The sequence below is a fragment of the Shigella sp. SIG3 genome (assembly GCF_053555855.1).
In genome coordinates this window covers 1-15,551 of the sequence record NZ_JBQZXE010000091.1, presented here as the reverse complement: position 1 = coordinate 15,551, position 15,551 = coordinate 1, and the positions used below count along the sequence as shown (strand labels likewise).

Annotated in this window: 13 protein-coding genes and 1 tRNA gene; 7 read left to right on the top strand and 7 right to left on the bottom strand. The window is 51.2% G+C overall.

The window, feature by feature from the left end:
• Window positions 1–15: 15 nt before the first annotated feature.
• Complete coding sequence (gene argF, locus ACUU1I_RS15090) at window positions 16–1,029, bottom strand: ornithine carbamoyltransferase (protein WP_000012908.1); 1,014 nt, start codon at window positions 1,027–1,029, stop codon at window positions 16–18.
• A gap of 161 nt (window positions 1,030–1,190) precedes the next feature.
• On the opposite strand from argF, the gene rraB reads away from it, so the two are divergent.
• The gene (gene rraB, locus ACUU1I_RS15085) at window positions 1,191–1,607 is read left to right on the top strand and encodes a ribonuclease E inhibitor RraB (protein WP_000002953.1); all 417 of its coding nucleotides are present in this window, start codon (window positions 1,191–1,193) and stop codon (window positions 1,605–1,607) included.
• Window positions 1,608–1,652: 45 nt separating this feature from the next.
• Here rraB and ACUU1I_RS15080 read toward each other — a convergent pair whose 3' ends face one another.
• A complete protein-coding gene (locus ACUU1I_RS15080; protein WP_001059407.1) occupies window positions 1,653–2,156 on the bottom strand; it encodes a GNAT family N-acetyltransferase in 504 nt (167 codons plus the stop codon).
• A gap of 192 nt (window positions 2,157–2,348) precedes the next feature.
• Between ACUU1I_RS15080 and ACUU1I_RS15075 the strand changes: the two genes are divergently transcribed.
• A complete protein-coding gene (locus tag ACUU1I_RS15075; RefSeq protein WP_000079668.1) occupies window positions 2,349–3,545 on the top strand; it encodes a YjgN family protein in 1,197 nt (398 codons plus the stop codon).
• A gap of 53 nt (window positions 3,546–3,598) precedes the next feature.
• On the opposite strand, the gene valS is transcribed toward ACUU1I_RS15075, so the two are convergent.
• From valS to pepA, 3 genes are all read right to left on the bottom strand, one after another.
• Window positions 3,599–6,454 carry a valine--tRNA ligase gene (valS, locus tag ACUU1I_RS15070; RefSeq protein ID WP_000416415.1) on the bottom strand — a complete coding sequence of 952 codons (2,856 nt, stop codon included), beginning with the start codon at window positions 6,452–6,454 and terminating at the stop codon, window positions 3,599–3,601.
• Window positions 6,454–6,897 carry a DNA polymerase III subunit chi gene (gene holC / locus ACUU1I_RS15065; protein ID WP_000786399.1) on the bottom strand — a complete coding sequence of 148 codons (444 nt, stop codon included), beginning with the start codon at window positions 6,895–6,897 and terminating at the stop codon, window positions 6,454–6,456. Before holC ends, valS begins: the two co-directional genes overlap by 1 nt.
• Before the next feature lie 133 nt (window positions 6,898–7,030).
• On the bottom strand, window positions 7,031–8,542 hold the full coding sequence (gene pepA / locus ACUU1I_RS15060) for a leucyl aminopeptidase (RefSeq protein WP_000397144.1): 1,512 nt from the start codon (window positions 8,540–8,542) through the stop codon (window positions 7,031–7,033).
• Window positions 8,543–8,695: 153 nt separating this feature from the next.
• Between pepA and ytgA the strand changes: the two genes are divergently transcribed.
• From ytgA to lptG, 3 genes are all read left to right on the top strand, one after another.
• The gene (gene ytgA / locus ACUU1I_RS15055) at window positions 8,696–8,746 is read left to right on the top strand and encodes a protein YtgA (protein ID WP_211180521.1); all 51 of its coding nucleotides are present in this window, start codon (window positions 8,696–8,698) and stop codon (window positions 8,744–8,746) included.
• A 62-nt stretch (window positions 8,747–8,808) separates the two neighbouring features.
• Window positions 8,809–9,909, top strand: coding sequence for an LPS export ABC transporter permease LptF (gene lptF / locus ACUU1I_RS15050; RefSeq protein WP_000584113.1), 1,101 nt, complete (start codon window positions 8,809–8,811; stop codon window positions 9,907–9,909).
• Window positions 9,909–10,991 (top strand): LPS export ABC transporter permease LptG, encoded by a 1,083-nt coding sequence (lptG, locus tag ACUU1I_RS15045; protein WP_005054063.1) that lies wholly within the window; start codon window positions 9,909–9,911, stop codon window positions 10,989–10,991. The genes lptF and lptG overlap by 1 nt, the downstream gene beginning before the upstream one ends.
• 118 nt (window positions 10,992–11,109) lie before the next feature.
• Here lptG and ACUU1I_RS15040 read toward each other — a convergent pair whose 3' ends face one another.
• The gene (locus ACUU1I_RS15040; protein ID WP_005065619.1) at window positions 11,110–12,612 is read right to left on the bottom strand and encodes a helicase HerA-like C-terminal domain-containing protein; all 1,503 of its coding nucleotides are present in this window, start codon (window positions 12,610–12,612) and stop codon (window positions 11,110–11,112) included.
• A 128-nt stretch (window positions 12,613–12,740) separates the two neighbouring features.
• Window positions 12,741–13,760: an NADPH-dependent aldehyde reductase Ahr gene (gene ahr, locus ACUU1I_RS15035; protein WP_001299662.1), complete on the bottom strand. Its 1,020-nt coding sequence runs from the start codon at window positions 13,758–13,760 to the stop codon at window positions 12,741–12,743.
• Window positions 13,761–13,955: 195 nt separating this feature from the next.
• Between ahr and ACUU1I_RS15030 the strand changes: the two genes are divergently transcribed.
• Window positions 13,956–14,040: transfer RNA gene (locus ACUU1I_RS15030), tRNA-Leu, on the top strand.
• A 198-nt stretch (window positions 14,041–14,238) separates the two neighbouring features.
• Window positions 14,239–15,432 (top strand): tyrosine-type recombinase/integrase, encoded by a 1,194-nt coding sequence (locus ACUU1I_RS15025; protein WP_001218325.1) that lies wholly within the window; start codon window positions 14,239–14,241, stop codon window positions 15,430–15,432.
• Window positions 15,433–15,551 lie beyond the last annotated feature (119 nt).

The following is a 15,551-nucleotide window of genomic DNA, read 5'->3' as shown; positions in this document are numbered from 1 at the left end:
ATCTTTATAGAGATATTAATTATTTAATTTACTGAGCGTCGCGACCATCACCGCTTTGATGGTATGCATGCGGTTTTCCGCCTGATCAAATACAATGCTGGCGGCAGACTCGAAGACCTCATCAGTCACTTCCATTCCGCCATGTAGGCCAAACTCTTCCGCCATTTTTTTGCCAAGCGTCGTTTGGTCGTCATGAAACGCGGGCAGGCAGTGGAGGAATTTGACCTCCGGGTTACCGGTCAACTGCATCATCTTGCTGTTCACCTGATAATCACGCAGTAATGCAATGCGTTCAGCCCATTTTTCTTTTGCTTCACCCATCGACACCCATACATCGGTATAGATAAAGTCAGCACCTTCAACTCCTTTAGCTACATCTTCCGTCAGCGTAATATTCCCGCCATTTTGTTGTGCCAGGGCGCGGCATTCCGTAACCAGCGCAGCTTCTGGCCAGCATGCCTGTGGCGCGACCAGACGCAAATCCAGACCGGTAAGCGCCGCAGCTTCGAGCATCGAATTGCCCATGTTGTTACGTGCGTCACCTGCATAGACCAGCGTCATTTCGTTGAATGCTTTACCGGGTAAATGCTCCTGCATGGTGAGGAGATCCGCCAGCAACTGCGTGGGGTGAAACTCATTGGTCAGGCCGTTCCATACCGGCACGCCAGCGTATTCCGCCAGTGTTTCGACAATCTCCTGACCATAGCCGCGATACTGAATACCGTCATACATGCGACCAAGCACGCGGGCAGTGTCTTTAATCGACTCTTTATGACCAATCTGACTACCGCTTGGGCCAAGATAAGTAACGCGAGCACCCTGGTCATATGCGGCAACTTCGAAAGAGCATCGGGTACGAGTCGAGTCTTTTTCGAAGATGAGCGCGATGTTTTTACCAGTGAGTTTGGCTTCTTCTTTACCGCTTTTCTTATCAGCTTTCAGCTTCGCGGCTAACTGCAGCAGGCTGTTGAGTTCAGCTGGCGTGAAATCGAGTAATTTCAGGAAATGCTTATGATAAAACCCGGACATAGATCCCTCCTGTGGCTAACGCCTCAATGAATTAAAATTAAATTTATGTGTATGATTATTCATTTGCAAGTCTAAAGCATAAATCTTTGTCACAAAGGTGGAGGCAATGTCAGTGGTGTGTGACAATAAGAGTATCGGCAGGACATTAAGAGGAATGAGCCATGGCAAACCCGGAACAACTGGAAGAACAGCGTGAAGAAACACGTTTGATTATTGAAGAATTACTGGAAGATGGCAGCGATCCGGACGCGCTGTACACCATCGAACACCATCTTTCCGCAGACGATCTGGAAACTCTGGAAAAAGCGGCAGTTGAAGCGTTTAAACTCGGTTACGAAGTGACCGATCCAGAAGAGCTGGAAGTTGAAGATGGTGATATCGTGATTTGCTGCGACATCCTCAGCGAGTGCGCGTTGAATGCCGATCTGATCGATGCCCAGGTTGAACAACTGATGACGCTGGCGGAGAAATTTGACGTTGAGTACGACGGTTGGGGCACTTACTTTGAAGATCCTAACGGCGAAGATGGCGACGATGAAGATTTTGTCGATGAAGACGATGACGGGGTTCGCCACTAATTAATTGATTAAAATGCCCGATAGCACATACTAGCGGGCATTTTTTTAGAGTTCGCGTAGCATCCGCACTTCACAATCGACATGGCCCGTGCAGCCAAGCGCATAGTCGATATGCTCAAAGCCCAAATGCTCATAAAGCGCAATGGCTTCCTTTAAAAAAGCGGTCGTTTCCAGATAGCAGCGTTTGAAGCCCATCTCTCGAGCCTGCTCCATCGCCATTAAGGCCAGTTTTTTCGCTAGCCCTTTACCGCGAATAGCGGGAAGAAAGTACATTTTCTGCAGTTCGCAAATGTCCGCTTCACTACCTGTTAATGGCGCAATCCCGCCGCCGCCGACCACTTCGCCATTGTATTCAACCACCCAATAAGCATGGCCAGGCTGGCTGTACACTTGATACAGTTCGTCGAGATTCGGATCGGCAACGGTGTAGCCTTTATCGGCGGTAAGACCATACTCTGCGTAAACCTGACGGATGACGCTGGCGATAGCAGGATTATCCTGCAGCGTCAGGCGACGCATTACAGGTGATTGCGGCGCAATGTTATTCATAGTTTAACCCAATAAAAATAAAGTAATTATACATTTGTTTAATACCACTCTCTTCTTACGTGCGCAAGCGTCTTATAAAGCAATAAAGTTTTTGCCAGCCTATTACTGATAAGAGTATTGTAACGTGGCAGAACATTTTACTGTCTGTATCTATAAATTATATCAATGGATTTTTTAATTCAGGGGATTTTTATGGCTCAAGTTATTAATGAAATGGATGTTCCGTCCCATTCTTTTGTTTTTCATGGTACAGGTGAGAGATATTTTCTTATTTGTGTGGTGAATGTGTTGTTAACGATTATAACGCTAGGTATCTATTTACCATGGGCATTAATGAAATGTAAGCGTTATCTTTATGCTAATATGGAAGTTAACGGACAACGATTTTCTTATGGAATTACCGGTGGGAATGTTTTTGTTAGTTGTCTTGTTTTTGTTTTTTTCTATTTCGCAATCTTAATGACAGTGTCAGCAGGTATGCCGCTTGTTGGCTGTGTTTTGACTTTATTACTGTTGGTTTTGCTTATATTTATGGCAGCAAAAGGACTGCGTTATCAGGCCTTAATGACCAGTCTCAACAGCGTAAGATTTAGTTTTAATTGCTCTTTGAAAGGGTTCTGGTGGGTAACCTTTTTCTTGCCGATTTTAATGGCCATTGGGATGGGGACTGTTTTCTTTATCTCGACAAAGATGCTACATGCCAATAGTTCAAGTAGTGTTATTATATCTGTGGTTCTGATGGCAATAGTTGGTATTGTTTCCATTGGTATTTTTAATGGTACTTTATATAGCCTGGTAATGAGTTTTCTCTGGAGCAATACCAGTTTCGGTATACATCGTTTCAAGGTGAAATTAGATACTGCGTATTGTATAAAATATGCCATCCTCACATTTTTAGATTTATTACCTTTTCTCGCTGTTGCTGGTTATATTATCTTCGATCAAATATTAAATGAGTATGATAGTTCTGGGTATGCAAATGATGATATTGAGAATTTACAGCAATTTATGGAAATGCAACGTAAAATGATAATCGCGCAGTTAATTTATTATTTTGGGATTGCTGTTAGCACCAGTTATTTAACGGTGTCGTTGCGAAATCATTTTATGAGCAACCTGTCACTGAATGATGGGCGTATTCGTTTTCGCTCAACTTTAACGTACCACGGTATGCTTTATCGCATGTGTGCGTTGGTGGTGATATCCGGGATTACGGGTGGTCTGGCTTACCCACTGCTGAAAATATGGATGATTGACTGGCAGGCAAAAAATACGTATTTGCTGGGCGATTTGGATGACCTTCCTTTAATCAATAAAGAAGAACAACCAGATAAAGGCTTCTTAGCCAGTATTTCTCGGGGAGTCATGCCTTCTTTACCATTTCTGTAAGAGATAAAAAAGGCCGGAGCATGCTCCGGCCTTCGTTTTCATCACTGTGTTGATTACAGTGCGGCGATAACAGCCTGCTGTTCAATCAGCTTGGCTTTCGCTTCTGCATAACCTTCCAGCTTCTCACGCTCTTTCGCGATAACCGCTTCCGGTGCGCGGGCAACAAAGCCTTCATTTGCCAGCTTGTTCTCGATGCGGCTGATTTCACCTTCGATCTTCGCCACTTCTTTCGCCAGGCGCGCCAGCTCATCTTCTTTGTTGATGAGGCCAGCCATCGGGATCAGCAGCTCTGCGCCGTCGATGATCTTGGTAACGGAAACCGGACCTTTGTCATCGGCAGGCAGCACGGTGATGCTTTCCAGACGCGCCAGCGTTTGCAGGAAGCCACGGTTTTCATTTACGCGACGTTCTGCATCCGCGCTGCAACCACGCAGCAGCAGCTCCAGCGGTTTGCCCGGCGCGATGTTCATTTCTGCACGGATGTTACGTACAGCAACGATCGCCTGTTTCAGCCACTCGGTGTCGGCCAGTGCGGCTTCATCAACCTGAGATGCATCATACTGCGGGAACGGCTGCAGCATGATGGTGTCGGCAGTGATACCGCAAAGTACTTTCACACGCTGCCAGATGGTTTCGGTGATGAACGGAATGATCGGATGCGCGAGGCGCAGCAGACCTTCCAGTACAGTCACCAGCGTATGGCGAGTACCGCGCAGTTCGGCTTCTGTTCCACCGTTCATTACCGGCTTGGTCAGCTCCAGATACCAGTCGCAGAACTGGTTCCAGGTGAACTCATACAAAATGCCTGCGGCGATATCGAAGCGGAAGCTGTCCAGCGCTTCGCGGTACGCTTTGATAGTCTGGTTGAACTCCGCCAGAATCCAGCGGTCCGCCAGCGATAGCGTCATTTCGCCGCCGTTGAAGCCGCAATCCTGACCTTCTGTGTTCATCAGCACAAAGCGGCTGGCGTTCCACAGCTTGTTACAGAAGTTACGGTAGCCTTCCAGACGCTTCATATCCCAGTTGATGTCACGACCGGTAGACGCCAGCGCCGCCAGGGTGAAGCGCAGGGCATCGGTGCCGTGCGGCTCAATGCCGTTCGGGAACTGTTTCTCGGTGCGCTTACGGATTTTGTCCGCCAGCTGCGGCTGCATCATATTGCCGGTGCGTTTTTCCAGCAGTTCTGGCAGCGAAATACCGTCAACCATATCCAGCGGGTCGATAACGTTACCCTTGGATTTGGACATCTTCTGACCTTCGTCGTCACGAATCAGACCGGTCATGTAAACAGTGTGGAACGGCACCTGCGGTTTGCCATTTTCATCTTTGATGAAGTGCATGGTCATCATGATCATGCGGGCAATCCAGAAGAAGATGATGTCGAAACCAGATACCATCACGCTGGTTGGGTGGAACTGACGCAGGGCGTCGGTATTTTCCGGCCAGCCAAGGGTAGAGAAGGTCCACAGTGCAGAAGAGAACCAGGTGTCGAGAACGTCTTCGTCCTGACGCAGGGCAACGTTGGCACCGAGGTTATTTTCCTTGCGCACTTCTTCTTCGTTGCGGCCAACATAAACATTACCCGCTTCGTCATACCATGCCGGGATACGGTGACCCCACCACAGCTGACGAGAGATACACCAGTCCTGAATATCGCGCATCCAGGAGAAGTACATGTTTTCGTACTGCTTCGGTACGAACTGAATGTCGCCGTTCTCAACCGCTTCAACTGCCGGTTTCGCCAGTACATCGGCACGCACGTACCACTGGTCGGTCAGCATCGGTTCGATAACCACGCCGCCACGGTCGCCGTAAGGAACGGTCAGGTCGTGCGGTTTAATTTCTTCCAGCAGGCCGAGTGCATCAACCGCAGCAACGACTGCTTTACGTGCAGCAAAACGCTCGAGTTTCTGGAACTCTGCCGGGATCTCGCTGGAATAAACGTCAGATTCGTTACCTTTGGTATCGAACACCTGGGCGCTTTCACGGATATCACCGTCAAAGGTCAGGATGTTGATCATCGGCAGGGCGTGACGTTTACCGACTTCATAGTCGTTAAAGTCGTGCGCCGGGGTGATCTTCACGCAGCCGGTGCCTTTTTCCATGTCGGCGTGTTCGTCGCCAACGATCGGAATACGACGGTTAACCAGCGGCAGAATGACATATTTGCCAATCAGATCTTTGTAACGCGGATCTTCCGGGTTAACAGCTACACCGGTATCGCCCAGCAGGGTTTCCGGGCGAGTGGTCGCAACCACCAGATAATCTTTACCGTCTGCGGTTTTCGCGCCGTCAGCCAGCGGATAGCGGATGTGCCACATCGAACCTTTCGATTCGCGGTTTTCCACTTCCAGGTCAGAAATAGCGGTACGCAGTTTCGGGTCCCAGTTTACCAGGCGCTTGCCACGGTAAATCAGGTCTTCTTTATACAGACGAACGAAAACTTCTTTCACCGCATTGGACAGGCCTTCGTCCATGGTGAAGCGTTCACGCTCCCAGTCGACGGAGTTGCCGAGACGGCGCATCTGACGGGTAATGGTGCCGCCAGATTCCGCTTTCCATTCCCAGATTTTGTCGATGAAAGCTTCGCGGCCGTAGTCGTGACGGGTTTTACCTTCTTCTGCGGCAATCTTGCGCTCAACGACCATCTGGGTAGCGATCCCGGCGTGGTCAGTACCGACCTGCCACAGGGTGTTTTTGCCCTGCATGCGCTGATAGCGGATCATGGTATCCATGATGGTTTGCTGGAAGGCGTGACCCATATGCAAACTGCCGGTGACGTTCGGCGGCGGGATCATGATGCAGAAACTTTCCTGGCTTTCATCGCCATTAGGCTTAAAGTAGCCCTGCTTTTCCCAGTGCTCGTAAAGCGGCTGTTCGATATCTTGTGGGTTGTATGTCTTTTCCATTATTTCCAGGTTGCCGTATTCAGGTTGAAACCAGCCACGCGGTAGGCTTTATAGCGTTCGCGCGCCAGTTGTTTCAGAGAATCTTCATAAGGAACGAAGTCTACCACTTCTGTGAAAGCGGTGGCAAAATCTGCAAAGCTTGTTCGCAGACTAATCAATATATCGCGCGGGCTGCTGCTGCGTTTTTGCGGCCAGGCGATCTCCACCGGCGCACCGCCGCGCGGTCCTTCTCCCGCTAAATTATGCGGAACAAAGCTTTCTGCCGGACGCGCCCACAGGGCTTCATCCAGCCGGTAAGCCTGCTTTTCATCTTCACAGGCGATGAGTACGCGCTTACCGCTGCGCCAACGTTCTGCGGCAATTTCACACACCAGTTGCTCAACGGCGCTTAAGCCATCGACGGTGGTGTCATTGTCCAGAAGGTAGAACGTTGCGTTTTTCATATATGGGGCTTCTTGTGGTGGATTTAAATATTGCTGCATTCCTCACCCTGAAAGATGAGCAATGAATTTCTATTGCGCTCGATCGGTTCCCTCTCCCTTAGGGAGAGGGTTAGGGTGAGGGTAAAACGCAAACTTACTCTTCGCCGTTAAACCCAGCGCGGTTTAACAGGAACTGTGCCAGCAACGCTACCGGACGACCGGTTGCGCCTTTTGCTTTACCAGAACGCCAGGCGGTTCCTGCAATATCCAGGTGCGCCCAGTTATACTTACGGGTAAAGCGTGACAGGAAGCAACCTGCGGTAATCGCCCCACCAGGACGACCGCCAATGTTCGCCATATCGGCAAAATTGGACTCCAGCTGTTCCTGATACTCGTCACCCAGCGGTAAGCGCCATGCGCGGTCACCGGATTGTTCAGACGCGGCAATCAGTTCATGGGCCAGCGGATTATGGTTCGCCATCAGACCAGTAATATGATGACCCAGCGCGATCACGCAGGCACCGGTCAGCGTCGCCACGTCAATCACTGCTTCCGGCTCAAAACGTTCAACGTAAGTTAACACGTCGCACAGTACCAGGCGGCCTTCGGCATCGGTGTTCAGCACTTCAACGGTTTGACCGGACATGGTGGTTAACACATCGCCCGGACGATAGGCACGCCCGCCAGGCATGTTTTCACAGCCTGCCAGCACGCCAATAACGTTAATCGGCAGTTGCAGCTCCGCGACCATACGCATCACGCCGTAAACCGCCGCCGCGCCGCACATATCGTACTTCATCTCATCCATGCCTTCTGAAGGCTTGATGGAGATACCGCCGGAGTCGAAGGTTAAACCTTTACCCACCAGCACGATTGGGCGTGCATCTTCCGACGCGTTGCCTTTGTACTCAATCACCGACATCAGCGATTCGTTTTGTGAACCCTGACCGACCGCCAGATAAGAGTGCATTCCCAGCTCTTTCATCTGCTGTTCGCCGATAACGCGGGTGATGACATTCTTGCTGTAGCTGTCAGCCAGCTGGCGCGCCTGAGAGGCGAGATAAGCGGCGTTACAGATATTCGGCGGCATATTACCGAGATCTTTCGCTGCTTTTATCCCGGCGGCAATCGCCAGACCGTGCTGGATCGCGCGCTCACCGCTGGTCAGTTCACGGCGGGTCGGCACGTTGAACACCATTTTACGCAGCGGACGACGCGGTTCGCTCTTATTCGTTTTCAACTGATCGAAACTGTAGAGCGTCTCTTTTGCTGTCTCGACAGCCTGACGCACTTTCCAGTAGTTGTTACGGCCTTTAACGTGCAGTTCAGTCAGAAAGCAGACCGCTTCCATCGAGCCAGTATCATTCAGCGTATTAATGGTTTTCTGAATAACCTGCTTGTACTGACGCTCATCCAGCTCACGTTCTTTGCCGCAACCAATAAGGAGAATTCGCTCGGAAAGTACATTCGGAACATGGTGCAGCAACAATGTCTGCCCCGGTTTTCCTTCCAGTTCGCCCCGGCGTAGCAGGGCGCTGATGTACCCATCGCTGATTTTATCGAGCTGTTCTGCAATCGGAGAAAGGCGACGTGGTTCGAAGACGCCCACGACGATGCAGGCACTCCGCTGTTTCTCCGGGCTACCGCTTTTTACACTAAACTCCATGCACTACGCTCCTGAATCTTAAAGACAACGGCGGTGGCTACAGATAGAATTGCAAGCTTTCGTAACTCATGTCCGCTGTTGCGATGACTTCGTGTTAATCTTAACGTTATTACGGCATTGGCACGTCAGAACAAAATCTGAGAGGTGAATCCGTTGAGTATAATTATCTTAGCGACGATTTCGACGACTCAAGAGAATAAATGACGTTTAAGCCATGAAACAAGCTAAAATCCTGCAAAAGACGAGTTTTTACGGGCGTATTTAAAGTGATAATCATAAGATATCTGGTGCGGGAGACGCTCAAAAGCCAGCTGGCGATACTCTTCATCTTGCTTTTGATCTTCTTCTGTCAAAAGTTAGTGAGGATCCTCGGCGCAGCGGTTGACGGCGATATTCCGGCGAATCTGGTGCTCTCCCTTCTCGGGTTGGGCGTGCCGGAAATGGCGCAGCTTATCCTGCCATTAAGCCTGTTCCTCGGGCTGCTGATGACGCTGGGCAAACTGTATACCGAAAGTGAAATTACGGTAATGCATGCCTGCGGCTTGAGCAAAGCGGTTCTGGTGAAAGCGGCAATGATCCTTGCGGTATTCACGGCAATCGTCGCGGCGGTTAACGTGATGTGGGCGGGACCGTGGTCATCGCGTCATCAGGATGAAGTGTTAGCAGAAGCGAAAGCGAACCCTGGCATGGCGGCGCTGGCGCAAGGGCAATTCCAGCAAGCGACTAATGGCAGCTCGGTGCTGTTCATCGAAAGCGTTGACGGCAGCGATTTCAAAGATGTGTTCCTCGCACAAATTCGACCAAAAGGTAATGCACGTCCTTCTGTGGTGGTGGCCGATTCCGGACATTTAACCCAGCTGCGCGACGGCTCCCAGGTCGTCACTCTCAACCAGGGAACACGCTTCGAAGGCACTGCACTGTTACGTGATTTCCGCATTACGGATTTCCAGGATTATCAGGCGATCATTGGTCACCAGGCGGTGGCGCTCGACCCGAACGATACCGACCAGATGGACATGCGCACATTGTGGAACACTGACACCGATCGTGCTCGCGCAGAACTGAACTGGCGTATCACGTTGGTATTCACCGTGTTTATGATGGCACTTATGGTTGTACCGTTGAGCGTGGTTAACCCGCGTCAGGGACGCGTACTGTCGATGCTGCCAGCCATGCTGCTGTATCTACTTTTCTTCCTGATCCAGACCTCCCTGAAATCGAACGGCGGTAAAGGTAAGCTGGACCCGACACTGTGGATGTGGACCGTTAACCTGATTTATCTGGCTTTGGCGATTGTTCTCAACCTTTGGGACACCGTGCCGATCCGCCGCCTGCGCGCCAGTTTTTCGCGTAAAGGAGCGGTGTGATGCAACCTTTTGGCGTACTTGACCGCTATATCGGTAAAACTATTTTCACCACCATCATGATGACGCTGTTCATGCTGGTGTCGCTGTCGGGCATTATCAAATTTGTCGATCAGCTGAAAAAAGCCGGGCAGGGGAGTTACGACGCGTTAGGCGCAGGAATGTATACCTTGCTGAGCGTGCCGAAAGATGTGCAGATCTTCTTCCCGATGGCGGCTCTTCTTGGGGCGTTGCTTGGTCTTGGGATGCTGGCGCAGCGCAGCGAACTGGTGGTGATGCAGGCTTCTGGTTTTACCCGTATGCAGGTAGCGCTGTCGGTGATGAAAACCGCCATTCCACTGGTCTTGCTGACGATGGCGATTGGCGAATGGGTCGCGCCGCAGGGCGAACAGATGGCGCGTAACTACCGTGCGCAGGCGATGTACGGCGGCTCGTTGCTCTCTACCCAGCAAGGTTTATGGGCGAAAGATGGCAACAACTTCGTCTACATTGAGCGGGTTAAAGGTGACGAGGTGTTAGGTGGCATCAGTATTTATGCCTTTAACGAGAATCGTCGTCTGCAATCCGTACGTTATGCCGCTACCGCGAAGTTTGACCCGGAACATAAAGTCTGGCGTCTGTCGCAGGTTGATGAATCTGATCTGACCAATCCGAAACAGATTACCGGTTCGCAGACGGTGAGCGGCACCTGGAAAACCGACCTCACGCCAGACAAACTGGGCGTGGTGGCGCTGGACCCGGATGCACTCTCCATCAGTGGTTTGCACAACTACGTGAAGTATCTGAAGTCGAGCGGTCAGGATGCCGGACGTTATCAGCTCAACATGTGGAGCAAAATCTTCCAGCCGCTATCCGTGGCGGTGATGATGCTGATGGCGCTGTCGTTTATCTTTGGCCCACTGCGTAGCGTACCGATGGGCGTGCGTGTGGTCACAGGTATCAGCTTCGGTTTTGTCTTCTACGTACTGGACCAGATCTTCGGCCCGCTGACGTTGGTTTACGGCATCCCGCCGATCATCGGCGCACTGTTGCCAAGTGCCAGCTTCTTCTTAATCAGCCTGTGGCTGTTAATGAGAAAATCGTAATCTAACAAGGGAGCGAAAGCTCCCTTTATTATTGTTGACAAAGTCAAATACGAGTTCGAACGGTCCCCTCGCCCCTTTGGGGAGAGGGTTAGGGTGAGGGGCACAGATCACGTCTGACTTATCTTTTTCTCCCCCCCAGCAAACTCCCCAACATCCCGCGTACAATCTGATTCGTCACCTGGCGAGCGGCGCTTTTCGCCATTGTTTGCACCACACCATCTTTCTTCCCGCCGCGTGGTCCGGTAGTGCCAAACAAAATATCCTTCAATCCACCAAGAATACCGTCATCCACCGCCACCTCTTTCCCTTTCACGGGGGGATTATTTTGCTGCTCGGTACTGGCCTGAAAGCCTTTTTGCAGCATCTCATAGGCGGACTCGCGGTCCACCTCATCTTCATATTTGCCATACACCGGGGAGTGATTAATCAGGCCATTACGCTCATCTTCCGTCACCGGCCCCATTCGCGAACAAGGTGCGATCACCATCGCCCGTTCCACCACAGAAGGACTTCCTTTTGCATCGAGAAACGAGATTAACGCCTCGCCGGTCCCCAGTTCCTGGATTGCCTTTTCGGTATCAAATGCCGGATTGGCCCGCATGGTTTGCGCCGCTGTCTTCACTGCTTTCTGATCTTTTGGCGTAAAAGCTCGCAAAGCGTGCTGAACACGATTACCGAGCTGGCCGAGCACATTATCCGGAATATCAGACGGGTTTTGCGAAACGAACCAGACGCCCACGCCTTTTGAGCGAATAAGCCTTATCACCTGCTCAATCTTATCCAGCAGTACCTGCGGTGCATCGTTAAACAGCAGATGTGCCTCGTCGAAGAAAAACACCAGTTTTGGTTTCTCCAGATCGCCCGCTTCCGGCAATTGTTCATACAACTCTGAAAGCATCCACAGCAGGCTGGCGGCGTACAGTTTCGGCATCTGATAAAGTTTCTCGGCGCTGAGGATATTGATAACGCCTTTACCGTTGGCATCGGTGCGCATCCAGTCTTTGATATCCAGCATCGGCTCACCAAAGAAGTGTGCTGCGCCTTGCTGTTCCAGCGACAGTAATCCGCGCTGGATGGCACCAACCGATGCGCTACTGATATTTCCGTACTGATTCTGGAAGGATTTGGCGTTATCGCCGATGTACTGGGTAATCGCCCGCAAATCTTTAAAGTCGAGCAGCAACAATCCCTGATCGTCCGCAATGCGGAAGATAATATTCAGCACGCCAGATTGCACATCGTTGAGATTCAACAGTCGCGCCAGCAACAGCGGCCCCAGATCCGAAACCGTCGCCCGCACCGTGTGGCCTTTCTCGCCAAAGATATCCCACACCACCACCGGATTGGCATGCGGTTGCCAGTCATTGACGCCGATATTTTTAAGCCTTGTGAGCAGTTTTTCCGACGCCGTTCCTGCCTGCGCGATACCGGTCAGATCGCCTTTCACATCAGCCATAAACACCGGCACGCCGATTTCCGACAATGACTCTGCCAGTTTTTGCAGCGTAACGGTTTTACCCGTCCCCGTTGCGCCAGTAATCAGCCCGTGACGGTTAGCCATTCCCGGCAGTAAAAACAGTTCTGTGTCCGGCGTGCGGGCAATTAACAGGGGTTCGCTCATGAGATTTCCTCCAGTTTCCTGCCTGGAGTATAGGCAACGGCTGTGCACTCTTCACCGCTAAATTCAGCAGATTGCGAGACGCCTTCCAAAGAGATTTAAGTGCCGGGCGACAGCACCCGGCAAAGGGATCAGAAGTCGGCTTTCAGGACTACTCGGTAGCGCGCTTTACCATCGCGTACATGCTGAATGGCGTCGTTAATTTTCGACATCGGGAACAGTTCGGTTGTCGGCGCAACCTTGCTGCGGGCGGCAAAGCGCATCAGCTTTCGCAGCTCATAAGGCGTGCCGGTAGCAGAACCAGAGATGCTGCGGTCGCCCGCAATTAACGTAAAGGCCGGAACAGACAGCGGCGTGAGAACCGCACCGACCGTATGGAAATTACCGCCATAGGTCAGCGCCTCAAAATAAGGCTGCCAGTCGAGGCTGACGTTCACAGTATTGATAATGAGATCAAACTGCCCCGACAGGGCTTTCAGTGCCTGCGGATCGCGGCTATTCACCACTTTATCGGCACCCATCGCCAGTACTTCCTGCTCTTTCGCCGGATTAGAACTAAAGGCCGTCACCTCGCATCCCATTGCATGCAGAAGTTTTATAGCGATATGCCCCAGCCCGCCAATACCAATTACCCCAACGCGGCTGGTAGCAGTGATATGGTGCATCAACAGTGGTTTAAAGACCGTGATACCGCCGCACAACAGCGGCCCGGCGGACTCGATATCAATATTTTCTGGCAGTGGAATCACCCATTGCCAGTCCGCACGCAACTTCTCGGCAAAGCCACCGCGATTCATAATTGTCGGCACCGCACCTTGCTCGCAGTTGATCTGATTACCGCTAATACAGGCGTCGCAGTGACCACAGCTACGCGCCGTCCAGCCAATCCCGACACGCTGACCGACCTGCAAACCTTTATCCTGCGCGGCGCTCCCGAGTGCCACCACGCGCCCAATCACCTCATGCCCGGCAACCAGCGGATATTGTGAAAATCCCCATTCGTTATCGATCATCGACAGATCGGAATGACAAATCCCGCAGTAATCCACCTGCACTTCAACATCTTGTGGCTTCAGCTCACCGGGATCGTACTCATAAACTTCCAGTTCGCCGCCCGCTTCTTTTGCGGCATAGCTTTTTATCATCGACATTTTTGGGTCCTTCTCTGGTGTTGTTTGGGAAGTGTAGAGCATGGCAGGGCGGGGTGCCTGGAGTGTGACAAAGGTTACATATCGCTGAGTGTAATGCTGAAAATTTCAGCACTTAGCGAGGTGGGTGCAAGCTGGCGCTTGCATGGTGGCGTGCGACAGGTATAATCCACAACGTTTTCCGCATACCTCTTCAGTGCCGAAGTGGCGAAATCGGTAGACGCAGTTGATTCAAAATCAACCGTAGAAATACGTGCCGGTTCGAGTCCGGCCTTCGGCACCATCGGAACATCAATAGACGTCAACGGACGTCTTTTTTTGTGCCTAAAATCCAGTATCCGCAAGGCTTTCCTCGCTTTTTCACTCAACCTAAGTCAACCTGATTCAATCTACATCAACTTACTGATGCGGGTACAACTGCGGGTATTTCCCGGTTCGATAATGTTTGTACCCACACAGAACCCTTGAAAGGATACTCATCATGGCTCTGAGTGATGTGAAGGTTCGTTCGGCTAAGCCTGAAGCAAAAGCCTATAAGCTGACCGACGGTGAAGGCATGGTTTTGCTGGTTCACCCTAACGGCTCCAAATACTGGCGGCTACGTTATCGCTTTGGCGGCAAAGAGAAGATGCTTGCATTGGGGAAATACCCCGAAGTGTCGTTGGCGGATGCCAGGGCACGCCGGGATGAGGCTCGTAAGCTTTTAGCTAATGGTGTCGATCCCAGTGAAAACAAGAAAGCTGTTAAGGTAGAACAGGAACAAGAGGCGATAACGTTTGAAGTAGTCGCCAGAGACTGGCACGCCAGCAATCAGAAGTGGTCGGCATCGCATAGCGCTCGTGTTTTGAAAAGTCTGGAGGATAATCTCTTTACTGCTATCGGTAAGCGGAACATTGCGGAACTGAAGACGCGGGATCTTCTTGTACCCATTAAAGCAGTCGAGTCATCCGGGCGGCTCGAAGTTGCCGCCCGTTTACAGCAGCGTACTACCGCGATTATGCGCTTTGCCGTTCAGAGCGGCTTAATCGACTACAACCCCGCGCAAGAGATTGCAGGTGCGGTTGCTACGGCGAAAAGACAGCACCGTGCAGCTCTTGAACTGAACCGTATACCTGAATTACTTCATCGCATAGATCACTATTCTGGCAGACCGTTAACTCGACTGGCGGTTGAACTCACTTTATTGGTTTTCATCCGTTCGAGCGAGCTGCGTTTTGCCCGCTGGTCAGAAGTAGATTTTGAAACGGCTATGTGGACAATCCCAGGTGAGCGTGAGCAACTGGAAGGAGTCAAGCATTCTCAGCGTGGCTCGAAGATGCGGACACCACACCTTGTACCTTTGTCGCGGCAGGCCCTAAGTATTTTGGAAAAGATCAAAAGCATGAGCGGAAATCGAGAGCTGATTTTTGTGGGCGATCACGATCCACGTAAGCCGATGAGTGAGAATACGGTGAACAAGGCTTTGCGCGTAATGGGGTATGACACGAAGGTCGAGGTTTGTGGGCATGGCTTCAGGACGATGGCTTGTAGTTCGTTGATTGAGTCGGGATTATGGTCGAGGGATGCGGTAGAGCGGCAGATGAGTCACCAGGAGCGTAGCTCTGTGCGAGCAGCTTACATCCATAAGGCGGAACATCTTGGGGAGCGTAGGTTGATGTTTGAAGTGGCACACTGAATTTGGCCACCTGAACAGAGGTGATATGCTCACCTCAGAATGAGGTAGCCTGAGTTTAACGGACACTCCTTCCTGAAATAGAATGGCATCAGAAGGAGCTAATAATGAGCAGAAAAACC